The following is a 25,428-nucleotide window of genomic DNA, read 5'->3' on the forward strand; positions in this document are numbered from 1 at the left end:
GCGTCGCCGGGCCAAGAGTGCGGCGACGCGAAAACGGTGACCGGGCAAACGCATGGGACAAAAGAACATCGCCATCATCGGTGGCGGGCCAAGCGGCCTGATGGCAGCCGAGGTGTTGGCAGAACAAGGCCATGCGATCACCGTTTATGACAGCATGCCGACGGTCGCGCGCAAGTTCCTGCTTGCCGGCAAGTCGGGCCTCAACATCACCCATTCCGAAGATTATGCCACCTTTGCCAAGCGTTTCGGCGATGCGTCTCCTCGACTACGTGCGGCACTCGATGCCTTTACGCCCGACGATGTCAGACTGTGGGCAAGAGCGCTTGGCACAGAGACGTTCGTCGGCTCGTCGGGCCGGGTCTTCCCCGAAGTGATGAAGGCCTCGCCTCTTCTGCGCGCCTGGCTGAGGGCTCTGGAAGCCCGCGGGATCAAGGTCCTGACGCGACATCGCTGGACAGGGTTCGATGGCGGCGCGCTCGTCTTCGAGACACCGGATGGCACCAAGCACATCAAGGCCGACACCACTCTGCTGGCGCTCGGCGGCGCCAGCTACCCGCGCCTCGGCTCGGATGCCGCCTGGCTCCCGTGGCTCAAGGACAAAGGTGTTGCCGTTGCCGATTTGCAGCCCGCCAATTGCGGCTTCGACGTCGAATGGAGCGAGACCTTCCGCGACCGTTTCGCCGGCGCCCCGCTCAAGGGGGTCACCGCGACCTCAGAGGTTGGCACCCTGCCCGGTGAGTTCGTCGTCAGCAAGACCGGCATCGAAGGCAGCCTTGTCTACGCCCACGCCGCCGCTCTCAGAGACCGCCTGCTCGACGGCAAGGACGCCGCGTTGGTGATTGATCTTGCTCCCGGCCGTAATGCCGCGCGGCTGATGAAAGATCTCGGTCGGCTCGACAAAAAGACCAGCTTTTCCAACCGCCTTCGCAAGGGCGCCGGGCTGGAGGGCGTGAAAGCGGCCCTGCTGCGCGAACTTTTCCCCGAGGCTCCCCGCATGAACCCGACGGAGTTGGCTGCCCTGATCAAGGCCCTGCCGATACCGCTCGCCCGTCCTCGCCCGATCGCCGAAGCAATTTCTTCCGCTGGCGGGGTGGCATGGGACGCGATCGATGACGACTACATGCTGAAGGCCTTGCCCGGCACCTTCGTCGCCGGTGAAATGATCGACTGGGAGGCGCCGACGGGCGGCTATCTGCTGACCGCCTGCTTTGCCACGGGCCGCGCCGCTGCACACGGCATCAACCGCTGGCTCGATAATCGGAAATAGAAATCGCCGCGCTCCTGTCGAGCGCGGCGATTGGTGTCATTTGGCAGAGCGCGCCGGTTACTGGTCGTTCAGCACCAGCCCCTTGGTCAGCTCCAGCGCCTGGCGCTCGAAGAGACCGCGGTAGATGCCGCCGTCGAGACGGATCAGCGCGTCGTGCGTGCCCTCCTCGGCGATCCGGCCATGATCGAAGACCAGCAGCCGGTCGAGCGCCCGGACCGTCGAAAGGCGGTGGGCGATGACCAGCGTCGTGCGACCGAGCATCAACCGTTCCATCGCCTGCTGGATCAAGACCTCCGATTCCGAATCCAGGCTCGATGTCGCCTCGTCGAGGATCAGGATCGGTGCATCCGCCAGGAAGGCACGCGCGATCGCGATGCGCTGGCGCTCGCCGCCCGAAAGCTTGACGCCCCGTTCCCCCACCAGCGTGCCATAGCCTTTCGGCAACGCCGTGATGAAGTCGTGGGCGCTTGCAAGCTTTGCCGCCTTCTCGATCTCGCTTTGCGTGGCCTCCGGCCGCGCATAGGCGATGTTTTCCGAGAGAGAACGGTGGAACAGGATCGGCTCCTGCTGAACGATTGCAATCTGCTGGCGCAGCGACGTCTGTGCCACAGATGCGATGTCCTGTCCGTCGATCCGGATCTGCCCGGACTTCAGGTCGTGCAGGCGCTGGATCAGCTTGACGAAGGTCGTCTTGCCCGAACCCGAATGCCCGACGAGACCAACGCGCTCGCCCTCCCGGATCGTTACCGAAAACCGGTCATAGAGCGGCTTGCGGTGCGCACCATAGTGGAACGTCACGTCCTTGAACTCGATGCGGCCGTCGGTGATCCGGATCGGCTTGGCGTCCGCCTTGTCCTCGATGCCGAGCGACTGGCCATGGATATCGACGAGCTCTTCCATGTCGTTGATCGAGCGCTGCAGGTTGCGGATGTGCTGCCCGACTTCACGCAGGTAACCCTGCAGGATGAAGAACGAGGTGAGCACGAAGGTGATGTCACCCGCCGTTGCCTGCCCGCGCGACCACAACAATAGCGCAAAGCCGATCACCGCCGCCCTGAGGATCAGCAGCATCGTCCCTTGCGTCGTGCCGTTGGTCGTGCCGCGGATCCAGGTGCGGCGCGTGCGGTCCCGCCATTTGGCGAGCACCTTGGCGAGCCGCGCATCTTCGCGCTTTTCCGCGCCAAATCCCTTGACCACGATGTTGCAGCTCACCGCGTCAGCGAGCGCGCCGCCGAGCTTGGTGTCCCAACGGTTGGCGAGGCTCGCCATCGGCGCGACGTATCCGAGCGACAACAGGATCGTCACCACGATGAAGACGATCGATCCGACCCCGATGATGACGCCCATCATCGGCCAGTAGAGCGCCATCAGCACGGTGGAGCCGACGAGCATCACCACCGACGGGAACAGTGCCACGAGCAGCGTGTCGTTCAACAGGTCGAGCGCCCACATGCCGCGGGTCACCTTGCGCACCGTCGAGCCGGCAAAGCTGTTGGCGTGCCAGTCGGTCGAGAAGCGCTGGATGCGGTAGAAGGCGGCCGATGCGATGTCGGCCATCATCTTCAGCGTCAGATCGGTGACGCCGAGGAAGATGAAGTGCCTGAACAGGATCGCGCCGAGAGAAAGCGCCATCAGCATCCAGAAAGCAGCAATCGCCGCATCCCAGGCAAGCTGATCGGTTGCCGCACCCGAAACGACCGCGTCGACGAGCCGGCCGGAATAGAGCGGCGTCAGCACGTCGGCGAGCGTCGAAAGCAGCACCATGCCGAGGATCACCGTGATCCGCAGCGGCTGCCCTTTCCAGTGGTCAAAAGTAAAACCGAGAACGCTGCGGAATGCGCCGCCGCGCAGGTCGAAACGTATAAAAGCCATATTATTTGCCCGATGCGCACGCATCGGCCTCAAAACGATTTCAGAACGGATTATGCCGAAAAAAGGAACCCAGCTTCCGATGCGGCATCATGGGTTTGGCAGCGTCCTCCGGGGAGGAAGGGCCAAGGTCAGTGAGACGAACTCCGACCTGGAAAAGACGGAAAGGCGAAAGCGCCCTTCTGCGTCCAGCTCAGAACTGTACGCCGCCCCGTAGGGAGAAAGAAAAAGCTGGCATCTTTTGAAACCTCCCTAATTGGTTGCCGGAAGACGAGCTATAGGCGAATCGCACGCAACCGCCAAGTGCAGAAATCTTGCCATGTCGCCAATCGTCGCGGCTGCGACCTGTTTGCAACAGTCGCCAGACGTGTCGGTGGGGTTTACGGCTGCGCTCTCTTCGTAGAAAGTGCCGCCACGATCACCGACCGCGACAGGCCGCGAAACGGCGACGACTTTGGGAGGAGCCGCGGAAATCCGGACCGACAACGATCGGACGGACAAGCGCGGTGGGAGTGACTTGACGCGATTCCGGTTCTTGATTGCCGCGGCGATGCTGCCGCTGATCCTGCTCGTCCTTGGGATGACGGCGGCCGCGGCGCGCGCAGCCGAAAAGCAGACGCTCGTCATCGTCACGTCCTATCCGCCGTCGTTTTTCGAACCGTTCCGCGCCGCGTTCGAAACCGCCAATCCGGACATCCGGATCTCGATCATTCAGCGCAACACGGCAAGCGCCAGCCGTTTCGTCATCGAGAAGGAGGACGTGCAGGCGGATGTCTTCTGGGCCTCGGCCGCCGACGCGTTCGAGCTTCTCAAGCGCAACGGCAGCCTGCGCCCGATCGCTCCGCGCGACACTGGTGCGCCGGTCAGGGTATTCGGCTATCCGGTCAATGACCCGGAAGGCTACTATCTCGGCTTCGCTCTGTCCGGTTACGGTTTCGTCTACAACCCTTCCCATCTTGCCCGGAACAGCTTGCCGGCGCCCAAGCATTGGCAGGACCTGCTCGATCCCGTCTATTCCGGCCAGATCGGCATCACCACGCCGTCGCGTTCGGGCACGACCCACCTGATCGTCGAGGCTCTCCTGCAAACCTATGGGTGGGAGGAAGGCTGGGCGATGCTGTCGCAGCTTGGTGGCAACCTGTCGACGGTCACCGCCCGAAGCTTCGGTGTCGCGTCCGGCGTTGCTCAGCGCCGATTCAGCATCGGCATCACGATCGATTTCCTGGCCAGCACGCCGGAGTTCACGCGCGCCGGCAACATCTTCGTCCTGCCGCCCGATACGGTCTTCGTCCCCGCAAGCATCGCCATTCTCGCCCGCTCGCGCAATGTTCCCGCCTCCGAGCGTTTCGTCGATTTCGTGCTGTCCGAGGCCGGGCAGAAGCTTCTCCTTTCGCCGGCAATCGCCCGCATCCCCGTCAATCCGGCGCTCAACAGTGGTCTCTTGCCACGTGAGGACGGCGACAGCCTTCTGAAATCGAGCGGCTTTGACGCCGCTCTGTCGGCGCGCAGATACGGGCTCGTCAATCTGATCTTCGACGACTATATCGTGCGCCGCCGGGCGACGCTCGCCCGCCTGTGGAAGAGGGTCGCGGACCTGGAGGCGATGGGGATCAAGGACGCTCAACGGCTGAGCATGCTGGCACGGGCCAAACGCCTGCTGTCGACGCCGCCGCTCTCGGCACGTGAGGTCGAGAACGTGGCCGTGGGGCTGCAGGGGGAATGGCCGCGCGGCGTCGCGCGCTCGCCAGCGCATACGGCCCTGGCCAACAGTCTGCGCGCGAAAATCGAACAGAACCTTGGCGAAGCGGAGGGACTGCTGTCCTCGACCGTCCGCCCCGGCGGCGGCGTCAGCCTGCACCCATGGCGGCAGTGATGGAGGCGACGGTCGACACCTCTGCGCCGCAGGCGCGATGGCGCTTCGGCATCGGCGCCCGCCTCGCGCTTGCCTTCGTCGCGATCGTCGGTTTTGCAGTCGTAGCCTGCATCGTCGGCTGGCTTTCCTACGAGCGGCTGTCGGGTGAACTGTCGCGCATGACGGACGAGCAGATGCCGCAGCTCGCCTTCGCCTCGCGGCTGTCGAAGGCCGGCGCTGATATCGGCTCGGTGACATCGGTGCTTGCCGGCGCCGAAAGCCGCGCTGAGTACAACGAAATCCGCAGCACCTATACCAGTCGCCTCGCCACCCTGCGGGCGCTGCTGGAAGAAAATGCCGCCCAGTCCAGCACCGCCGCCCTGTTGCCGCTTGCCGAAGAGATTGCAGCGAACCTCAACAAGATAGACCTTGCCGCCGGCAAGCGCTTCACCCTGCGCGAGGCCATGCGGTCCGACATCGACGAATTGCGCTGGGTTCAGACCGACCTCTTGGAGGAGGCCGACCCGCTCGTCGACGATATCCGCTTCAACATCGAGACGGAGACGCGCAAGGGCGAAGGGGCGGCAGCCCTTGCCGAACAGCAGAAAAGCGAGGCGCTTCTGACCGTCGTGTCCCAGGCCAATCTTGCTACGGGTCTGATCGGCCGCCTGGTCAATGCCACCACCAACGAGGAAATGCAGGAAACCAACGCCTTCCTCGGCGACAGCGCCGATGAGCTGGCAAACCGCATCAGCTCGCTCGATGGATGGCCCGACAGCATTACCGTGCGGCAGCTGGCGCGACGCATCCTTGACCAGTCCAACGCATCGACCGGCATACCCAATCGCAAGCGCTCCGAGATGCGGCAGGCAGTGACCCTCAGCGAGCTTGCCGTCGAAAACAGCCGGCTGGTGGACGCATTGGGACGAAGGATCGAGACGGAAGTGGTCGCGATCGAGGCGAGCGCCGCCGACGCTGCCCGACGCGCGGCCGCCGCGATCGAAACCGGACGCAGCCTGTTGGTGGCGATCGCCATCCTCTCGATCCTGGTCGCGACTGCGATTGGCTACTTCTATGTCCACCGCAATCTGATTGCCCGCATTCGGCTTCTGGCTTCGGCTGCAGGCGCGATCAGCGGCGGCCGGCCGACCGCCCCAATTCCGCCGCCGGAAGCCGACGAACTTGGCGACCTTTCCCGCGCGCTGACGCTCTTTCGCCAGACCCGCGATGAGCTGGTCCAGTCGGCCAAGCTTGCCGCGCTCGGCCAGATGGCGGCCGGCATCGGCCACGAACTCAACCAGCCGCTGGCAGCCCTTCGAGCCCACATCCATAGCGCCACGACGCTCATCGGCCGCGGAAAGGGCGATCAGGCGGTCAACAACCTCGAGAAGATGAAGGGGCTGACCGGGCGCATGGCCGACCAGATCAGCCATATCCGACGCTTCGCCCGGCGCCCGGACGCACAGTTGCGGCCGGTCGATCTTGCCGCCGCGGTCCGCGACGCACTGAGCCTGCTCGAACACCGCTTCGAGGAGGAGGCGGTCGAGCTCGAACTCGCCCTGCCGGAGAGTGGTATCGTGCTCGTGATGGCCGAGCCGGTACGGCTGGAACAGGTCGCCGTCAACCTCATAGGCAACGCGCTTGATGCCGTCACCGGCCGAGAGACTCGGCGCGTCGGCGTCGCGGTCGAGACATCGGCTGGGACCGCCCGGCTTGTTGTCGCTGACACCGGCCACGGCATTGCGCCGGGGGACATCGGCACCGTGTTCGACCCATTCTTCACGACCAAGCCTGTCGGCTCGGGTCTCGGTCTCGGCCTGTCGATCTCCTACAACATCGTCAAGGATTTCGGCGGTGACATCGCCGTCCTCGACACCGGCCCCGCCGGCACACGATTCCTCGTATCCCTGAAAGGACCGGAATGAGACCGGAAGCGGACATCATCCTGATCGACGACGACGCGAGCGTGCTGGAAGCCTGTTGCCAGGTGCTGGAACTCGAGGACTTCAGCGTCGCCCCGCACGGCTCCGTCGCCTCTGCACTTTCCGGCCTTCGCGCCGACAGCCAAACCGTGATCGTTTCCGACGTGCGCATGCCCGGCCATGACGGCTTCGATCTGGTTGCAGCCGTGCGCAAGATCGACCCCGACATCCCGATCATCCTCATGTCCGGGCATGGCGACATCCCGATGGCGCTGAGGGCAATGCGCGAGGGGGCCTGGGACTTCCTCGAAAAGCCCGCCGACCCCGTGCATCTGATCGAAACGGCGCGCCGCGCCCGCGACCACCGGCGGCTGTTGCTCGAAAACCGGCGGTTGCGGCTCTCGGTCGACAAGGATGGATGGGAGACACGGCTGATTGGCCATTCGGCGCCGATGGTGGCACTGCGCGAGAAGCTGCAGCGCATCGCGGCAGCCTCAGCCGATGTGCTGATCATCGGCGACACCGGCACCGGCAAGGAAGTGACGGCAAGGGCGCTGCACGATTTCAGCGGCCGCAAGGGTCGCTTCGTCGCCGTCAACTGCGGCGCCATTCCCGAAACCATGCTTGAATCCGAGCTTTTCGGCCATGAGGCGGGCGCCTTCACCGGTGCGCGGGATAAACGCATCGGCAAGATCGAATATGCCGACGGCGGCACGCTGTTTCTCGACGAGATCGAGTCCATGCCGATCGCAGCGCAGGTTCGGCTGCTGCGCGTGCTGCAGGAGCGTGTCATCGAACGCCTCGGCTCGAATGTCGAACTGCCGGTCAACATCTGCGTCGTGGCGGCGACCAAGGCCGATCTGCACGATGCGGCGCGGCGCGGAGAGTTTCGCGGGGACCTTGCCTACCGCCTCGATATCGCCCGGGTCGAACTGCCGCCGCTCGCGCGCCGCAAGGGCGATGTCGGCCTCCTGTTCCAGCATTTCCTCGGTCTGGCCGCCAAGCGCCAGGGGCGCACTCCGCCGCCGGTCGGCGCGGATCATCTCGCCGACCTCAACGCCCGGCTTTGGCCGGGAAACGTGCGCGAACTGCGCAATGTCGCCGAGCGCTTCGTGCTCGGGCTCGAAGAGCGCACCGGCGCCGATGCGGTCACGTCGAGCGATGATACACTGGAAGCGCAGATGGATCGGCTGGAGCGAACCATTCTCGTCAACAGCCTCGCCGCAAACGATGGTCGCATCGGGGCGACCGCCGACGCGCTCGGCATCTCCCGCAAAACGCTTTATCTGAAAATGCGCAAATTCGACATCGACGCCCGCAGCGACGGCGACGACGGGTGATGTTACCCTTTTGACCCCAGCTCGCCGGCCCCGATGTTACCTTTCTTTCCCATCCCGGCGCGAGAACGCCCGGTTTTACGGGATTTCCGATCTGGCACGGGCCTTGCTCTCAATAGGTCAGCCGCCAAGAACCGGCGGCCTATTGGGAGGAGATACCTATGTTGAAAACCATCGCAGCAGCGATGCTGATGTCGGCTGCCATCATCGTGACGGCGCATGCTCAGGACGGCGGCAAGGTGACGATCGTCACCTCGTTCTCCAAGGACGTGACCGATCCGTTCAAGGCCGGCTTCGAGGCCGCCAATCCCGGCTTCACCCTCGACGTCCAGAACAAGAGCACCAGCTCGGGCGTGAAGTACATCGATGAGACCAAGGTCAACAATCAGGTCGACCTGTTCTGGGCGTCGGCGCCTGATGCCTTCGACAGCCTGAAGAGCAAGGAACTGCTCGCCAAGTTTACCCCGTCGGTGACCGGGCTTCCGGAAAAGGTCGGCTCGTACCCCGTAAACGATCCGGACGGCTTCTACTTCGGCTTTGCCGCGTCGGGCTACGGCATCATGTCGAACGACCGCTATCTGGAAGCCAACAACCTGCCGAAGCCGGCCGAGTGGGGCGACCTCGCCAAGCCCGAATATTTCGACCATGTCGCGATCGCCGCACCGTCGCGCTCCGGCACCACGCATCTGACGATCGAGACGATCCTGCAGGGCGAAGGCTGGGACAAGGGCTGGGGCACGCTCAAGGGCATTGGCGGCAATCTGCAGCAGGTGACCGAACGCTCCTTCGGCGTTCCGGATGCAGTCAATTCCGGCCAGACGGGCATCGGCATCGTCATCGACTTCTTCGCTTTCTCGGCCCAGGCGAGCGGCTTCCCGGTGAGCTTCGCCTATCCGTCGGTGACGACGGTTGTGCCGGCCAATATCGGCATCGTCGCCAACGCCCCGAACCAGGCGGGTGCCGAGGCCTTCGTCAATTACATCCTGTCGGAAAAGGGCCAGGAAGTTCTGCTCGAGCCGGCGATCCGTCGCCTGCCGATCAACCCGGCACTTTACGCCAAGGCACCCGAAGGCTTCCCGAACCCCTTCAAGGATCCGCGCTTCCAGTCGATGATCACCTTTGACAGCGACGTCTCGAAGAAGCGCACGGATGTCGTCGACACGCTGTTCGATCAGCTCATCTCCTTCCAGCTCGAAAACCTCAAGGGTGCCACCCAGGCGATCCATGCGGCCGAAAAGGCGCTCGCCGCCAACGAACAGCCGGCCGCCCGTGCGCTTCTCGACGAAGCCAAGGCTCTGATCGCCGCCATGCCGATCACGGCGGAGGAAGCCGCGAGCAAGGAGACCCGTGACGCCTTTACCGGTGGCGAGGACAAGACCGCTCGCCAGGCGGAACTGGAGCAGAAGTGGGCTGCCTTCGCGACGGAAAAATATGCCGCCGCCAAGGCCAAGGCTGATGAAGCCCTGAACCTCGTCGACTAACCGGCGACAGAGACCGTCCGCCCTATCGCGGGCGGTCTTGCTCCCTGACCTTTAAAGCTCCCGCCGACCCTGGCGCGCGCCTCGCGCGCCGGGCTGGCCGAACTCATTCCGGAGTCTGCCCCATGGCGCTCGTCGCTTCCGTTCCCATCAGGCCCGCTGCGGCCAAACCAGGCCAGATCCTGGCGGTCTCGGTGATCGCCCTGTTCCTGGCAATCTTTCTTGTCATCCCCGCTGGCACGGTGATCTACACCGCCTTCACCGAGAAGGGCACCGGCGCCCTCACCATCGTCAACTTCATCGACTTCTTCAACACCGACCTCTTCCGCCGATCCTTCTTCAACTCGGTCTATGTCTCCGGCATGTCGGTCGTCTGGGCGAGCGCCATCGCGCTGCCGCTTGCGGTACTCACCACCCGCTTCGACTTCCGCGGATCGCTGATCATCCAGACCCTCGGCTTCGTGCCGCTGATCATGCCACCCTTCGTCGGCGCCGTGGCGATGCAGCTTCTCTTTGGCCGCAACGGCACGGTGAACCTGCTCTTGAACGACTGGTTCGGCATCCGCATCCCGTTCATGGAGGGGCTGAACGGCGTCATCTTCGTGCAGTCGCTGCACTATTTCCCCTTCATCCTGATTAACCTGTCGACCAGCCTGCGCAACATCGACCGGTCGATGGAAGAAGCGGCCCAGAACCTCGGTTCCTCCGGCTTTCGCCTGTTCCGCCGCATCGTCTTTCCGCTCGCCATGCCCGGCTATCTCGCCGGCGCCTCGCTGGTCTTCGTCAAGGTCTTCGACGATCTGGCGACGCCGCTGCTCCTCAACGTCAAGGACATGCTGGCGCCGCAGGCCTATCTGCGCGTCACCTCGGTCGGCCTCACCGACCCGATGGGCTACGTCATATCCGTCATCCTGATTGCCGTCTCGATCTTCGCCATGTGGCTTTCGGCCGTCGCCATGCGCGGCAAGGATTATTCGACCGTCCAGCGCGGCGGCGGCGGTCTTTCCAGGCGCAAGCTCAGCCGTGGCGAGAGCGTCGTTGCCTATGGTGTCGTTGCACTCATCCTGCTCTTGGTGCTGTCACCGCATATCGGCCTGCTGCTGCTCTCCTTCGCAACCGTCTGGTCGTTCAGCCCGATGCCCGACGCCTATACCGTCGCGCATTACGGCCGGGTCTTCGGCGAAAGTTCGCTCTACATCAAGAACACGCTGATCTATGCCAGCCTTGCCGGCCTGATCGACGTGGTCATCGGCGGCGCCATCGCCTATCTGGTGCTGCGCACCAAGGTCATCGGCCGTCGCTGGCTCGACTGGGCGGCCACCGCAGCTCTCGCCATCCCCGGCGTCGTGCTCGGCATCGGCTATCTCCGCACCTTCTACGGCATCACCCTGCCCGACGGCACGCCGCTTGCAACCCTCTGGGTCATGGTGGTGCTGGCGCTTGCCATCCGCCGCCTGCCCTATGCGCTGAGGGCCTGCTACGCCGCCCTGCAGCAGGTGTCGGAATCGCTCGAAGAGGCTGCCGAAAACCTCGGCGCGACCAAGCAGCGGACCATCCGCCGCATCGTCCTGCCGCTGATGACCGGCGGTCTGCTTGCAGGCTTCGTCACCAGCTTCTCGACGGCCGCCGTCGAACTCTCGGCGACGCTGATGCTGATCCAGAGCAATTCGGACGCGCCGATTGCCTACGGTCTCTATGTCTTCATGCAATCGCCGGCCGGTCGCGGTCCGGGCGCAGCCCTCGGCGTCATCGCCGTGATCATGGTCGCGCTCTGCACGCTTCTGTCCCACTACGTCATCGAGCGCCGCCAGAAGGCGCTCGGGACGGCCAAATAATTCGGGAGGAAACAATGACAGTGAACATCAACAGCGCTGCACTCGCCGCAGGTCCGGCCAAGGCCATCAGCATCAGCGACGTCAATCTCTATTACGGCGCGCTGCACGTGCTGAAGGACATCAACCTCGAAATCCAGCCGGGCGAGTTCTTCGCCTTTCTCGGCCCGTCCGGCTGCGGCAAGACCACGCTGTTGCGGCTGATCGCCGGCTTCAACAACGCCCGCCAGGGCAAGGTCGTCATCGGCGGGCAGGACGTGCTCGACATGCCCGCATGGAAGCGCGACATCGGCATGGTCTTCCAGTCCTACGCGCTCTGGCCGCACATGACGGTCGCGGCCAACGTCGCCTTCGGCCTCGAGGAGCGGCGGCTGCCGCGGGCCGAGATCGACCGCCGGGTGAAGGCCGCGCTGGAGCTCGTCGGCCTCAAGCATCTCGCCGACCGCCGGCCGTCGCAGCTTTCCGGCGGCCAGCAGCAGCGCGTGGCGCTTGCCCGCACCATCGCCATCGAGCCGAAGGTGCTTCTGCTCGACGAGCCGCTGTCCAACCTCGACGCCAAGATGCGCGTCGAAGTCCGCCGCGAGCTGCGCGAATTGCAGCAGCGGCTGCAGTTGACGACCATCTTCGTCACTCACGATCAGGAAGAGGCCAACACCGTCTGCGACCGCATCGCCGTCTTCAACGAGGGCAGCATCCAGCAGGTGGGAACGCCGATGGGGCTCTATGAGAAGCCCGCGAACCTGTTCGTCGCCAACTTCCTTGGCACCGCCAACATCCTCGACGGGAAAGTATCCGGCAGCGGCGCTGCCAGAAGCTTCGAGGTGGTCGGCGGCGGCTCCATCCCGATCCCGGCGGGAGCTGATGTGCCCGCCGGCGCCAAGCTCGTCTTCCGGCCGCAATATGCGACGATCGGCAGCCTGGAACCTGGCGCCGTCGCGCTCGAAGGCATCATCGCGCACCGCGAGTTCCTAGGAGCGACGGTGCGCTACGGTGTCCGGATCGGCGCATCGACCGTGTTGATCGATGCGCCCTTCCATTCCGGCGATGCGCTGCTTGAGCCCGGCACCACGACGACGCTCGGCCTCAAGCCGTCGTCTGTGCAATGGCTTGCCCACTGAAGAAAACAGCGCGTCCGCCGGTTTCGGTCGGCGGACGCCAACCCTCCACGTTCAAGCTGCCTTTCGAGTTCCGCATGACAAAAGAACTTCCAAGCCTCATCCTCATCCGCCACGGCGAAACCCAATGGAATGTTGCCGGCCGCCTGCAGGGCCGCAAAGACACGCCACTCACCGCCAACGGCCTTCGCCAGGCGCTTGCCGTCGGCGTCCGACTTGCCGACCGGATCTCCAAAGACGAAACCTTGAATTTCTGGGTGAGCCCGCTCGGCCGCGCCCGCCAGACCGCTTCGATCCTCGCCGACACCTGGTCAATCCCGTTCGATCGCTTCGTCGAAGTGCCTGCCCTGGCGGAACGTTCCTATGGCAGCTGGGAGGGCCTTGCCCATGACGAGATCGAACGTGAACTTGCCGATCAGTACAAGGCGCACAGCGCGGACCCTTTCGACTATTCGATGCCCGGCGGCGAAAGCCGGACGGCGCTTTCAGCGCGCCTTGAATCCTGGCTCGACACGCTCGACTGCGATCGGCCCCACGTCGTCGTCACCCATAGCGGCTGCCTGAGAGCCCTGCGCGGCATCTATGCCGCCGCCTCGCGTGACGAGATTCTTGCCTACCGTGAGCCGCAAACCGCCTCATTCCTGCTGTCTTCGGGCCGCGAGACCATGCTCGACATTCCCGTCAATGTTCTGCGGGCACTTGGCTGCGACGGCGCAGGCCGCACGGTCTGGATCTGACGAGCCGAAGCAATCGCCCTCAAGAAAACGCCGCGCGTGGAGAGCCACGCGCGGCCTGCAAACTCTAGAGCTTGGACGTTATCGCCCAGGCACCATTCCAAAGCGCCGATTAGAAGCTCACCTTGAGCTTGGCGTTGACGCCGTGGTCGGAAACGCCCGACGCGATCTGACCGGTGTAGTTGACGCCGAAGGTTGCCGTGGGCGCGATCTTGAAGTCGATGCCCGCTTCCACGAGGGCCGCATCCCTCGCGATCGGCGCGCCCGCAACGCCAAAGCCCTGTCCGCCGCCAAAGGCAAGCGTCGAGGTCGGCACGACATCGCCGAAGGCATGGCGCCAGCCGACCGTGCCGCTGAGGACTGCCGCCGTCTCGCCGAAGGACACGTCGGTCGAGGTGCGTACGCCGATCGTCGTGAACGTCGTATCGGTGTTGTCGGAGATGCCGGACAGGGCCGCAGCGCCACCCTTTTCGCGGAAACCGTCCGTGTCGAGATTGAGGTAGGCGAGGTTGGCGAAGCCCTCGAAATCGAATTGCCCCGCTGACATTGCATAACTCGCCTCGCCGAAGATCTGGGCAGTACGGGCATCATAGGCGGCCGACAGGCTGTCTTCGAAACCCGGGAACGAAACACCACGCGTGGTCTCGATGCGAGACCAGCTGTAAGTCGCGCCCGCAGTCAGCGACAGCGCGCCGAAGTCACCGCCCGCATAGCCACCGATATGGTAGTTGTCGCTTTCGCCGGACGAGCGCCGGTCGACGACATCGAAGGACGAGTGGCTGTAGCCCCCGAAGAGACCCGCACGCCAGTTGTCGCCGACAAGACTGTCACCGCCGACGAGGAAGCCGACGACGTTGCGCTGGAAGCCTGCAGCATTGCCATTGCCGTCCGCATCGCCCCAGGTGCCGAAGGCCTGGCTCCAGAACGCAAAGCGCTCCGTGTCGGCCGCAACGCTTTCGATGCCGCCCTCGCCATAGGCGAGCACCGGCACCGGCTTGCCGCTGTCGTCGCCGAAGGCGGCGCGGATGCGGTTCGTCGCGGCACTGTTCAAAAGCAGGCCATCCTGGATGAGCATGCCCTTGGTCGAGGCGTGGATTTCGCCCGAGAGCTGGTCGAAGGCGAAACGCGCCTGTGTGCGATCGAGGTTGGTGAGCGCGGTGTAAGCGGTATTGGAGAAGCCAAGGCTTTCGGCACCGGTTGCTGCGGCCCGCTGGTTGGCGGTCGTCGCGACATCGGCAAAGCGGATATCGTTGCGGCTGAGCGTCAGGGTAATGTTGTTGGCGTCGTAACCAAGCGTCGGATCGAGGAAGACGAGGCTCGAGGCCACGTCCGCAAAGGTGCCGGTCACGCCGCCTGAAGCCGTCAGGATGGTATAGCGGGTCTGCGGCGCGTAGCTGCCGTTGGCGGCAAGCGCCAGGACCGAACCACCGTTGAGCGTCGCCTTGCCTGACGCGACGATCTTGTCGCTTTCGCCCTTGGCGTTGGCCTCGACCTGATAGGTCGAGCCCTTGGCAAAGGTGATGTCGCCGGCAACATTGAGTGTGCCGATCGAATTACCGGGTGCAATGACACCGCCGTCTGCGACCGTCAGGCTGCCGAACTTGCCGACGCCGCCGATCGCACCGCCATTCTCGATCGTGAGGCCCGAAGACGAGGCGATCGAACCCTGGACCGAGAGCAAGCCGGACTTGACGACTGTCGCGCCGGTATAGGTGTTGTCGCCATTGAGCACGAGCGCGCCGGCGCCGAGTTTCGTCAGACCGCCGTTACCGCTGATGGCCTTGTTGACGGCGACGACGTTTGCCGCATCGGCCACGTCGAGCGAACCGCCGCCCGCTTCGAGCACGATGTCGCGGTTGATCTGGTGCATGTCACGGCCGGCGATACGCAGCGCGCCGCCGTCGAGCCTGAGCTTTGCCGCAGCACTGCCAAGAGCTGCGTCCTCTTCGACCACCACGGTGCCGTTGTCGGTCACCAGCGTCTCGCCGATGAAGGAATGGTCGTCGATGCAGTAGTCGCGGATTGCCTGCTGGAAGCGGGAATCGGTGCTCTTGCAATCAAGCAGCGTCTTCTTTTCCTGCTCCGTGAGGCCGGCGAGGATCGGCAGGCCGTTCTCGTCGGCGATCTGGCCGAGATAGACGTCGTTGCGCATGTTGTTGCGGCTGAGGCTAAACACCCCGCCCTTCTCGGCGAAGGTCGAGGCGTCGTCGCCCCAGACGATCCGGGTCTTGGCTGTGGACGTCGCGGGATCGGTGTAGTTCTGAAGCACCGGACCGACCCAGCGCACGGTGTGAGCCACCGGCTCGTGGTCGGAAAGCGGCGTCTTAGAGCCATCGGGATTGGTCACGTAGCTGACATCGGTGATGACGCCGGAATAGGGATCCTTCGGATCGTCGTTGAGCGTCCACCATTTGCCGAAGGGGCGCGAGGCCAGGAAATGGTCGATCTTCACCCGGTGCCAGCTCGCCCAGGTGTTGGTGGCGTCCTCGCCGTGCGACGGCCAGGTGACGCTGCCGTCGTTCAAGGCATGGGGAGAAAACTGCTCGCGCTCGTTCGGAAGCTGCAAGAGCTGGAACTGCTTCTTGAGGATGTTCATCGTCTGCGGCAGGTTGCCGGCAACCGGATACATCTCGTCGGCAAAGAGGCCTGTTGGGACCGTCGAGGCGTTGATCGCAGCAGAGCTCTTGCCCTTCCACTCAGCAATATAGGCATCGAGCTTCTGCTGGTCCTTGGCATAGTCACGCAGCAAGCTCATGTAGAAGCTGTTGCTCGGGTTCTTGACATAGGTCTTCAGCAGTAGCTCCTGCTGGCTCACCGAATGCAGGCCGCGCTCGGAGACGTCGCCGGCATTGAAGTCACCGGTCAAGATAATCGGCCGCGTCTCGGACTTGGCCCATTGATTGATGCCCTTTGCCTCGCTGATGCGGGTCGTCGGCGGATCGTAGTAGTTGAGATGCGTGGTGCCCACGACCACCTGCGGCTTGCTGACGGTCGGATCGACCACCGTGTAGGTCACGGTGTCGCCGAGCGTGCTGGCGCCGAAGGTGCCAGGCAGGCGCGAGAACACGCCGGTGTCGCTGTCCTGGCGCGTGGCAAAGGTGCCGAGGCCCGCATTCTTCAGAATGCCCGGAATGTCACGCGCGTAGGTGCTGTTGGCGCGGAACTCCTGGAAGGTCAGGATGTCGTAGTTCCCCTTGATGAAGAAGTCCGCCATGACGCTCGGATTGGCCTTGAACCGGTCGAGCCAGGTATTCAGCGTCAGGATCTTCATGCTGTCGTCGGCGGCGCGCGCCTCGGCTGCCGAAAGCGTCAGGCTCGTTCCGCACAGAAGGATCGCCGTCGTCAGGCGAAGCGGTTGCGTGAGGCGCGCAAGTGTCCGCACCCCGCGGAAGCTGTGTCCACGTAGTCTCATGATGTTGCTCCAATGTCGCGATGCGAACACGCCCCGTCACAAGACCTTCATGGCGATGGTGTTGATGAGCGGAAGAGTTCGATGAAATGTACGATTTCAGACACTAAGTGAGTCAAATGTCAGTTTTACAACATTTTATCGGGCGCCATAAAAATTCACGTGGCGGCGGCGCTTCTGCGATTTTCTTGGAGATCGACGCAGGCGCTATGTTAGCAAGGCGTGCCTGGGGGAATGAGATGAGGGCAATGGACGACGACCGAGAAGCCGCGACGGGAGACAAGAAGACACGCCGACAAGCGCAGCTTCTCGCGCATCTCCACGACAACCACTACATTTCGATCGAAGAGATCACCGAGATGTTCGGCGTAACGACGCAGACGGCGCGCCGCGACATCATGGCACTGGAGCAGGAAGGAAAGGTACGTCGCCTGCACGGCGGCGCGACGATCGCCACGCCCGTAGACCCGGCCATCTATCGACAGCGGCGCGTCGACAACGCAGCGCTCAAAGAACGCATCGGGCAACTGACGGCCGATCTTGTTGCCGATGGCGCGGCCGTCTTCCTCGACACCGGCACGACCTGCGAGGCCGTCGCCCGCGGCCTGCTGAGGCGTCGCGATCTGCGCGTCGTCACCTACAGCCTGCGCGTCGCGACCACGCTCAGCGAAAGCAGCAATTTCGCCGTTGCCGTGCCCGGCGGCTTCGTGCGGCAGGTGGATGGCGGCGTGTTTCGCGAGGAGACCGCCGACTATATCCGCAAGTTCAAGTTCGACGTCGCCATCATTTCGGTCAGCGGCATCGACCAGGACGGCGACATCGGCGACGACGATCATGCCGAAGTCGCCGCCGTCTCGGCCGCCATGCGGCAGGCCGAACGCGTGATCCTTGCGGTGGACAGTAGCAAGTTCGACCGGCGCGCGCTGGTGCGCCTTGCCTCGCTCGCCGATATCGACGCGCTTGTCACCGATGAATTGCCGAACGAACGGCTCGTCGCCCTTTTGCGGGAACACGGCGTCAGCATCCATTGCTAACCGCGCGACGCGGGCCTCCCGAATGAAGTGCTTGCGAGATTTTCAGACAGGGGGCTTGAAACCCATGCCAAGACCACACACATAGGCCTCAACAGATTGCCCGTGGAGCTTCACGGATAACCCAAGGCTCCGGGCACGGCTCGCGCGAAAACCCTGACCACGGATGTACTGGCAGAGTGACGCAGCGAACTGGAAAAGGTCGGCATTCGCCGGCCTTTTTGTTTTTCACCGTCTTGTCCAACCAGCCAGCCGCTGAGGTGCTTCTCCTACCAGCGAACCGCCCAACGGGCACCGATCGCCCCGAGCAGCGCCAGGCCGAGGATCGCAATCGTGTACCAGGTCGCGACGAACAGCGGCGAATCGTCGGGGCAGTGCGCGGCATAGAAGGTCGCAGCAATGCCGCCCGCGGCAAGCCCGGCCAGCGCACCGGAAAGCGACGGGCGCGAGGGTGCGCCATGGCGCAAGGTCAGCAGGAAAAGCGCAAGCGGTGCCAACCCGATCAGCGGTATGAACGTCAGGCAGAGCACGCTGTTCGTCCCGATCAGCTTCGTGCCCCAAGCGTCGGAAGGCAGGGCGATGAGCTCGAGCACGACACCGGCGACCACCAGTGCCGGCGCCACGCAAAGATAGGGCATCATCCGGCGCAACTCGGCTTCGGGCCAGGCGGCGACACGCATGGCCGCAAAGGCGGCCACTGCCAGAGCAAGGGTGACAACGAACTTGAAGAGGAAGCGCACGGTCTCGACCGCCGTTGCGATGTCCGGCCGCGGCCCGAGCATAATGAAGAAGACAACGCCAGCGAGCACGAGTGCCCCCAGTGCCGCGCCCTTCCAGGCCGTATTCATCGGCAACCCGGACCGGCGGGTGTCTGCAGCAAGTGCCTTGATCAGGTCGTTCGTATCCATCGTCAGTCTCGTCCAAATCGGCGGGCGATTGCCGCAAGGCCGCGGTGAAGCGCCACGCGAACCGCCGTCTCGTTCATATCCAGCCGCTTCGCAGTCTCCGCCACCGAGCAACCGTCGATCGAGATCGCGTTGACGACGGACCGCTGGCCCGGCGCAAGACCTTCAAGCGCCCGGCCGATTTCCCAATCGCGGGCCTGCTCGGTTTCCGGGCTCGCGAGCGTTTCCTCAAACGCTTCGATGCCAACTGTCGGGCGACGGGCCTGTCGCCTGACGGCATCGACGAATTTATGCCTGGCGATTGCATGGAGCCAGGGGACTACAGGCGCATCGTCGCGCCACGTGTGGCGCTTGACGTGCACGGCGAGCAACGCTTCCTGCACGACGTCTTCGGCGTCAATGCCGCCGCCCACCGTCCAGCGCCGCGCCCAGCCGCGGATCAGCAGTGCTGCGTCGCGCAGGAAGTCGCCATAGGCCTTCTCGTCGCCGGCAACGGCGCCGCGCAGGAGCCTTGCGAGATGTTCGTCGTCCGCGCCGCTCACCCGCGCCTTTCCTCCCCATTCGCCGATCGCAAGCGTTTGTTACACGCTCATCGCAAAAATCGCACGGCCTGTTTGCTCGAACGGGCTGACATGATCGTGACCGCTCGCGAAGACATCACGAAAGCGTGTTGCGATCGTTATGTAACGCTTGCTGTCGCCGTGACGAAAGACCCGATGTGCGACCGAGATGGGACGCACGGGATGAGTTCAACACGGAGATATTATGATGTCCATGAAGTCCACGATCAGCAGCGCAATGCTGGCAAGCGCAGTCGCTGCCGCCCTGTCGTCGCTCGCCGTTGCGGGCCCGCTCACCGAAGCACAGGTCAAAAGCGCGATGGATGCGGGCAAGGAGAAATGCTTCGGCGTCGCCCTCAAGGGCCACAACGATTGCGCAGCCGGCCCGGGCACGACGTGCCAGGCCACATCCACCGTCGACTATCAGGGCAATGCCTGGAAGTTCGTCGATGGCGGCACCTGCACCACGATGAAGCTGCCCGACGGCCGCATGGGCTCGCCGGAAGCGCTTTCCCGCGACATGCCGTCCTAATCCACGAGCACGCGGAACGGAATGCGCGGCAAACGCGCGCCGTTCCGCAAGGACTTCCTGTCAAATGGTGGCGGGCCAGGGCGTGCCCGCCACCAACACCACAGCAACGGAAACGGGATTGGCAATGCGCACTTCAACGGATCACGGCAGCCGGCTTGCCTTGGTGAGCAACCGCCTGCCGAAACACGAAATCGCGGGGCTGGCGGGCACCAGCCTCAAGCACCAGCACCTGCCGGCAATCCTCGCTGACGACGCACCCGGCGGGTTCTTCGAGGTTCATGCGGAAAACTACATGGGTGCGGGTGGCCCGCCGCATGCGGCACTCGCCCGCATCCGCGAGGATTTCCCGGTCTCGCTGCACGGCGTCTGTATGTCGATCGGCGGACCGCAGGCCCTCGACAAGGCGCATCTCGCCCGGTTCAAGGCTCTGGTCGAGCGCTATGAACCGGCACTCGTCTCCGAGCATCTCGCCTGGTCTACCCACGAAACCACCTACTACAACGACCTCCTGCCGCTGCCCTACACGGAAGCGACAGTCGCCCGCGTTGCCGATCATATCGACCAGGTCCAGGAAGCGATCGGCCGCCAGCTGCTGCTCGAAAACCCCTCGACCTACGTCACTTTCCCACAATCGACGATCAGCGAGACGGCGTTCATCCGTGAACTGGTGAAACGCACCGGCTGCGGACTGCTGCTCGACGTCAACAACGTATTTGTTTCCGCCACCAACCAGGGCTATTCGGCCCTCGCCTATCTCAGCGACTTCCCGCTGGCCGATGTCGGCGAGGTCCATCTTGCCGGCCATGCCGAGCAGCAAGACGACGAGGGCGAGTTGCTTCTGATCGACAGCCATGACGGACCCGTCGCCGACGCCGTGTGGAAACTCTACGAATTGGTCATTGCGCGCGCGGGTCCGATCCCGACGCTGATCGAATGGGACAGCGCCATTCCCGACTGGCCGGTGCTGAAGCGGGAGGCGACGGCCGCCCAGGCGATCCTCGACCGCCATGCTCGCGCGGCCTCACGGGAGAATATCCGTGCAAGCGCCTGACAGGACACCCGCAGCGCTTGCCGATACCGCGGGCAGCTATGCCGCCGGCTTCGTACCGCCGCTGCTCGACCCGGAACACCTGACGCCTTCACTTGTTTCCGGCCCAAACGGCAAGGCGGCCGTCAAGCGCTTCAACGTCTACCGCAACAACGTCACCGCCAGCCTGATCGAGGCGCTGGCGGCGACGTTTCCGGCGACGATGCGCATCACCGGCGAAACCTTCTTTCGCGCCATGGCCCGATTTCATGTGCGCGAAACGCCGCCGACCTCGCCGCTGCTATTCGAATATGGCCAGGACTTTCCCGACTTCATCGCCCGCTACGAGCACGCGCAGTCCATGCCCTGGCTTGCGGATGTGGCGCGGATCGAGCGCGCTTGGCTCGATGCCTATCATGCCGCTGATGCACCGGCGCTGGCGCCCGATGCCCTCGCGTCGGTTCCGCCGGACCGGCTTGGCGACGCGATCTTCGAGGGTCACCCGGCCGCCTTGATTGTCCGTTCCGACTATCCCGCCGTGACGATCTTTGCCGTCAACCGGGCAAGCGGACCGGTTGGCCGGATCGAGACGTCTGCGCCGGAAAGCGGCCTGATCACCCGCCCCGAACTGGAGATTGCCGTCCGCCACCTGACGCCGGGCGCCGATATCCTTCTGTCGCGGTTGCTGGCGGGCGCGCCCCTGGCGGTCGCGGCAACCGAAGCTGCAAACCACGACCCGACGCTCGACCTTGCCGCCGTCATCGCGACGGCGCTCGACGCCGGCGCCTTCACCGCCATCCATCACGGAGGATGAACCATGATGTCCGCATCCAGCTCCCAAAACAGTGTCAATTCAACCGATCTGTCGCACTGGACCCGCCGGGCCAATCGGGCGGTTGGCGCACTTGCGCCTCTCTGGCTCGCCCAGCTCGCCCTGCGCTTCGGCTTGGCCGTCCCGTTCTTCCGATCCGGCATGAGCAAGTGGGATGGCTTCCTGCAGTTGAACGACGTGGCGGTCCTGCTCTTCAGTTCGGAATTCAAGCTGCACCTGCCCGGCGGCCCCTACCCCTATCCTGCACCAGGGATCATGGCCTTTGCGGCCGGCTCTGCCGAGATCCTGCTGCCGATCCTCTTGGTGTTTGGCCTCGCGACGCGTTTTGCCGGCCTCGGCCTGCTCGTCATGACCATCGTCGTGCAACTGACCGTGCCTGACGGCTGGCCGATCCATATTACCTGGGCAGCGATGGCCCTTGGCATCATGGCCTCCGGCCCCGGCAAGCTGTCGCTCGACCATTTGCTGTGCGCCTGGAGCGGTGGATCTCACAAGCGTTGAAACTGCGCGCGGGCGCCTGCCGTCAACGCAGTCGCCCGCCCTCAATTGGGTCGCAGCCTGACCGGCGTATTGACGATGAGATTGGTCCAGTCGTCGATGAAGCGGGAGCGCTGCAGCCGATCCTGGGCGGCTAGCAGCGCCGGGCCGATGCGGATCGGTCGGCCGATGCCGGACTCGACCAGCTTTGCTGGGCCGTCAACGTCGGCAGGCACAGCGCCATCGTGCGAAAAGAAGAATGCCTTTTGCCGGGCCACCTTCTGGCCTCTCACGGACAACAGATAGTCGAGAAAGCGGCCTGCAAGGTCTTGCCGCTTTGCGCCGACGGGAATGAGCGCGCCGCGGCTGAGGATCAGGGTGTAGTCGCGCGGCAGCACGATCCGGAGCTTGTCGTTGCGGCGCGAGGCGGCATAGGCGTAGGAGCCGAGGATGTTGTAGCCGATGAAGACGTTGCCGCTGTCGAGTTCCGACAGCACCGCATTGTTGCAACAGCGAAGCACGGCGTTCGCACGGCTGAGGCTTTCGAGCAGCCGGCCATAGGTGGTCGAGGCCTGCTGCGCGTCGAGGAAGGCGAGCAGGTAGCCGATGCCGGATTGCCGGAGATCGTAGGTGCCGATGCGGCCACGATAATAGTCCGGCTTGAAGCGCAGGAGATCCGTCAGCTCGCCATGGGTGTGCGGGACATCCTCCGGCGGCACGAAATCCTTGTGATAGACCATGACCGACGGCTCGAAGGTGAAGCCGAAGACCTCGTCGCGCCAGTTCGCCCAGGCCGGAACGCCCCGGGTTTCCGCCGACACATGCGCCAGCGCACAGCCATCATTGGCAAGTTTGACCAGTTGGTCGACGGACGACGACAGCAGGATATCGCCGAAAGGCTGCTTGAGCCGGCAGGCGATATCGGCATCGCGATAGAGGTCGTTGGTGACGTAGTCGGTGTAGTCGATGGCGACGTCTCTTACCGTCGCCTGAAAATCGCGGATCAGCGGCTCCATCGCCTCGACATCCGTCGCGCCATTAATGACGAGGCGCCCGCGTTCGGCATCGAGCGCTGGAAAGAACGTGCGTGTTCCTTCGACGGCGCCAGCCGTGGTGGTCAATGCGAGAACCCCAGCGCAAGCCAGCGGCACGATCTTCGGCCAGATCATCGCTCACTCTCCTGATAGAGCGGGATATCGAGAATGACGGCAAAGTCATGCTCGGCTTTTTCGCGAAACCGGATTGTGCCGCGATGGGCCGCGGCCACTTCTGCCGCGATTGCGAAACCGAGCCCCATGCTTCCCTCTCCCACTTTCGAACTGACGAAGCGCGCAGTGACCGCCGGCCATTCGCTCTGCGGAATGCCCGGGCCGTCATCGGCGACCTCCACCAGTACCCGCCTGCCCGAACGCTCGACCCGCACAGCCAAGCGCTGAACGGCGCCATGCTGCAGGGCATTGTCGATGATGTTGGCGATGGCCTCGCGCAGGCTGACCGCGTCGCCAAGCACGATCGCCGGTGCAGCACAGCCCTCGAAGGAGACGACGACATCCGGATCGACGGTGACCGGCACCGTTGCCCGGAACGCCTTGCGGGCGATGTCACCGAGGTCGACGGGCTTGAAGCGCACGGAGTCGGAACGGTGGATGACCATGGCATGATTGAGAAGCTGGTTGGTAAGCCGCGCGAGTTGCTTCACGCGCTCCCGCACCCGCCCGAGACGCCGCTTGCGATCCGCGTCGAGGTCGTCGTCATCGAGCATGTCTACCTGCGCCGTCAATGCCGTCAACGGCGTGCGGATCTGGTGGGCGGCGTCAGCGATGAAGCGCTGCAGCAGCGACACGCGTTCCTCAAGGCGACCCATAAAATGGTTGATGGAGCCGACGAAAGGTTTCAGCTCGCGCGGCATGTCGACTTCGACAGGCGTCAGGTCCTGCGGGTCGCGGGCGTTGAGCGTGGAGGCGAGCCTGCCGACGGGCAGCAGTGAATAGCGGATCGCAAGCACGGTGCCGGCAAGAGCCAGAATGCTCATGATGCCGACGAGGATCATGGCGCGCGTCGTCAACTCGCCCGCAAGCGCGCGGCGCGCCTCGGTCGTCTGCGCCATCACCACATAGGCCCAACCCGAGAAGGACGGATCCGACAGCGCCCGCGATACGATGACCATACGCACCGGCACGTCGCGATAGTTGGCCGATAGAAATATTGGCGCTGGCCGGGCGGATGACAGATTGATACCGGGATCGAGATCGTCATAGCCCGTCAGGGTTTTGCCATCCGGACCGACCACCCGATAGAAGATGCGGTCGCGTTCGGCGAGCCCCAGCAGTTCGAAGGCCGAAGACGGCAGGGTCACGGCGAGATTGCCGGCGTCCACGGTCATGTTGGCGGTGATCTGGATCGCCGCCCCGAGCAGCAGCCGGTCATAGGCATCGTCGGCGGCGGCACGGGCGTAGTACCAGGCGGCCGTCGCCAGCAATGCGGCACCGCCGCAAAGCACCAGCGCCACGCGCAGCACGAGGCGCGAGAACAATGAGGTTTCACGCCGCATCATCTGCCACCAGTTGATAGCCGAGGCCGCGGATGGTGACGATGCGCACTGAGGATCCCTCGATCTTCTTGCGCAGGCGGCCGACATAGAGCTCGACTGCGTTCTGGTTCGCACCGTCGTCAAAGCCGAAGAGCCGGTCGAGCAGTTCGTCCTTGCTGAACACCCGGCCCGGACGCGCGGCCAGCACCTCGAGCAGCGTGATCTCGCGGCGCTTCAGCTGGACCTCGCGGTTGCCGACTCGCACCGAGCGGCTGTTGCGGTCGAGAACGAGATCGCCGCAGCGGATGAGGTTGGTCGGTTCACCCTGGCTGCGGCGCAAAAGCACGCGCGTGCGGGCTTCCAGCTCGCGGAAGTCGAAGGGCTTGACCAGATAGTCGTCGGCGCCGAGATCGAGCGCACCGACGCGATCCTCGATCTCCGAGCGCGCCGTCAGCACCAGCACCGGCGTCGTCTTTTTCCGGGCGCGCAGATGACGCAGAATCTCGAACCCGTCGAGCCCCGGCAACATCACGTCGAGGATCACGAGATCATAGTCTGTAAATTCGAGTATGTCGGCAGCGGCTTGCCCGTCCGTTTGCCAATCGACGGTGTGCCCGACCTTTTCCAGTCGCCGGCTGATTGCCTCCCCGACATCCCTCGTGTCCTCCACCAGAAAGATGCGCATGGGCAAGCAGTGACATGGAAGATTTCGCCGATCA

20 protein-coding genes are annotated in these 25,428 nt (G+C 64.1%); 13 read left to right on the top strand and 7 right to left on the bottom strand.

Translation table 11 applies throughout. The features are described 5' to 3' along the window. The first annotated feature begins 52 nt into the window (after window positions 1-52). Window positions 53-1,267, top strand: a complete 1,215-nt coding sequence (locus tag VGO04_RS17360; protein WP_327497215.1) for a TIGR03862 family flavoprotein — start codon at window positions 53-55, stop codon at window positions 1,265-1,267. A gap of 57 nt (window positions 1,268-1,324) precedes the next feature. On the opposite strand, the gene VGO04_RS17365 is transcribed toward VGO04_RS17360, so the two are convergent. Continuing rightward, window positions 1,325-3,139 carry an ABC transporter ATP-binding protein gene (locus VGO04_RS17365; protein WP_327497216.1) on the bottom strand — a complete coding sequence of 605 codons (1,815 nt, stop codon included), beginning with the start codon at window positions 3,137-3,139 and terminating at the stop codon, window positions 1,325-1,327. Window positions 3,140-3,653: 514 nt separating this feature from the next. On the opposite strand from VGO04_RS17365, the gene VGO04_RS17370 reads away from it, so the two are divergent. The 7 genes from VGO04_RS17370 (at window position 3,654) to VGO04_RS17400 (ending at window position 13,409) form a co-directional block, all read left to right on the top strand. Beyond that, the gene (locus VGO04_RS17370) at window positions 3,654-5,009 is read left to right on the top strand and encodes an ABC transporter substrate-binding protein (RefSeq protein WP_327497217.1); all 1,356 of its coding nucleotides are present in this window, start codon (window positions 3,654-3,656) and stop codon (window positions 5,007-5,009) included. Further along, window positions 4,997-6,913, top strand: coding sequence for an ATP-binding protein (locus VGO04_RS17375; protein WP_327497218.1), 1,917 nt, complete (start codon window positions 4,997-4,999; stop codon window positions 6,911-6,913). The genes VGO04_RS17370 and VGO04_RS17375 overlap by 13 nt, the downstream gene beginning before the upstream one ends. Next, window positions 6,910-8,250, top strand: coding sequence for a sigma-54 dependent transcriptional regulator (locus tag VGO04_RS17380; protein WP_327497219.1), 1,341 nt, complete (start codon window positions 6,910-6,912; stop codon window positions 8,248-8,250). Before VGO04_RS17375 ends, VGO04_RS17380 begins: the two co-directional genes overlap by 4 nt. A 158-nt stretch (window positions 8,251-8,408) precedes the next feature. Beyond that, window positions 8,409-9,728, top strand: a complete 1,320-nt coding sequence (locus tag VGO04_RS17385) for an ABC transporter substrate-binding protein (protein WP_327497220.1) — start codon at window positions 8,409-8,411, stop codon at window positions 9,726-9,728. Between the two features lie 122 nt (window positions 9,729-9,850). Then, window positions 9,851-11,560, top strand: coding sequence for an iron ABC transporter permease (locus VGO04_RS17390; protein WP_327497221.1), 1,710 nt, complete (start codon window positions 9,851-9,853; stop codon window positions 11,558-11,560). A gap of 14 nt (window positions 11,561-11,574) precedes the next feature. Then, window positions 11,575-12,675, top strand: a complete 1,101-nt coding sequence (locus VGO04_RS17395; protein ID WP_327497222.1) for an ABC transporter ATP-binding protein — start codon at window positions 11,575-11,577, stop codon at window positions 12,673-12,675. 74 nt (window positions 12,676-12,749) lie between these two features. After that, complete coding sequence (locus VGO04_RS17400) at window positions 12,750-13,409, top strand: histidine phosphatase family protein (RefSeq protein ID WP_327497223.1); 660 nt, start codon at window positions 12,750-12,752, stop codon at window positions 13,407-13,409. Window positions 13,410-13,518: 109 nt separating this feature from the next. Here VGO04_RS17400 and VGO04_RS17405 read toward each other — a convergent pair whose 3' ends face one another. Continuing rightward, on the bottom strand, window positions 13,519-16,818 hold the full coding sequence (locus VGO04_RS17405) for an autotransporter domain-containing protein (RefSeq protein WP_327497224.1): 3,300 nt from the start codon (window positions 16,816-16,818) through the stop codon (window positions 13,519-13,521). Window positions 16,819-17,054: 236 nt separating this feature from the next. Here VGO04_RS17405 and VGO04_RS17410 point away from each other — a divergent pair, with 236 nt between their 5' ends. Then, window positions 17,055-17,849: a DeoR/GlpR family DNA-binding transcription regulator gene (locus VGO04_RS17410; RefSeq protein WP_327497225.1), complete on the top strand. Its 795-nt coding sequence runs from the start codon at window positions 17,055-17,057 to the stop codon at window positions 17,847-17,849. 266 nt (window positions 17,850-18,115) lie between these two features. Here VGO04_RS17410 and VGO04_RS17415 read toward each other — a convergent pair whose 3' ends face one another. Both VGO04_RS17415 and VGO04_RS17420 read right to left on the bottom strand, forming a co-directional pair. Further along, window positions 18,116-18,754: an NrsF family protein gene (locus VGO04_RS17415; protein ID WP_327497226.1), complete on the bottom strand. Its 639-nt coding sequence runs from the start codon at window positions 18,752-18,754 to the stop codon at window positions 18,116-18,118. A gap of 2 nt (window positions 18,755-18,756) precedes the next feature. Next, the gene (locus VGO04_RS17420; RefSeq protein WP_327497227.1) at window positions 18,757-19,293 is read right to left on the bottom strand and encodes a sigma-70 family RNA polymerase sigma factor; all 537 of its coding nucleotides are present in this window, start codon (window positions 19,291-19,293) and stop codon (window positions 18,757-18,759) included. 226 nt (window positions 19,294-19,519) lie between these two features. Here VGO04_RS17420 and VGO04_RS17425 point away from each other — a divergent pair, with 226 nt between their 5' ends. The 4 genes from VGO04_RS17425 (at window position 19,520) to VGO04_RS17440 (ending at window position 22,203) form a co-directional block, all read left to right on the top strand. Next, the gene (locus VGO04_RS17425; RefSeq protein ID WP_327497228.1) at window positions 19,520-19,843 is read left to right on the top strand and encodes a DUF2282 domain-containing protein; all 324 of its coding nucleotides are present in this window, start codon (window positions 19,520-19,522) and stop codon (window positions 19,841-19,843) included. A gap of 124 nt (window positions 19,844-19,967) precedes the next feature. After that, a complete protein-coding gene (locus VGO04_RS17430) occupies window positions 19,968-20,894 on the top strand; it encodes a DUF692 domain-containing protein (RefSeq protein WP_327497229.1) in 927 nt (308 codons plus the stop codon). Beyond that, on the top strand, window positions 20,881-21,684 hold the full coding sequence (locus VGO04_RS17435; protein WP_327497230.1) for a DNA-binding domain-containing protein: 804 nt from the start codon (window positions 20,881-20,883) through the stop codon (window positions 21,682-21,684). Before VGO04_RS17430 ends, VGO04_RS17435 begins: the two co-directional genes overlap by 14 nt. A gap of 3 nt (window positions 21,685-21,687) precedes the next feature. Further along, on the top strand, window positions 21,688-22,203 hold the full coding sequence (locus tag VGO04_RS17440) for a DoxX family protein (RefSeq protein WP_327497231.1): 516 nt from the start codon (window positions 21,688-21,690) through the stop codon (window positions 22,201-22,203). A gap of 41 nt (window positions 22,204-22,244) precedes the next feature. Here VGO04_RS17440 and VGO04_RS17445 read toward each other — a convergent pair whose 3' ends face one another. From VGO04_RS17445 to VGO04_RS17455, 3 genes are read right to left on the bottom strand one after another with little or no spacing between them, the layout of a single operon-like run. Then, window positions 22,245-23,348 (bottom strand): ABC transporter substrate-binding protein, encoded by a 1,104-nt coding sequence (locus tag VGO04_RS17445; RefSeq protein ID WP_327497232.1) that lies wholly within the window; start codon window positions 23,346-23,348, stop codon window positions 22,245-22,247. After that, complete coding sequence (locus tag VGO04_RS17450) at window positions 23,345-24,730, bottom strand: sensor histidine kinase (protein ID WP_327497233.1); 1,386 nt, start codon at window positions 24,728-24,730, stop codon at window positions 23,345-23,347. The genes VGO04_RS17445 and VGO04_RS17450 overlap by 4 nt, the downstream gene beginning before the upstream one ends. After that, a complete protein-coding gene (locus VGO04_RS17455; RefSeq protein WP_327497235.1) occupies window positions 24,720-25,394 on the bottom strand; it encodes a response regulator transcription factor in 675 nt (224 codons plus the stop codon). The genes VGO04_RS17450 and VGO04_RS17455 overlap by 11 nt, the downstream gene beginning before the upstream one ends. Between the last annotated feature and the right edge of the window lie 34 nt (window positions 25,395-25,428).

Origin of the sequence: Ensifer sp., assembly GCF_035999185.1 — a bacterium.
GTDB lineage: Bacteria > Pseudomonadota > Alphaproteobacteria > Rhizobiales > Rhizobiaceae > Ensifer.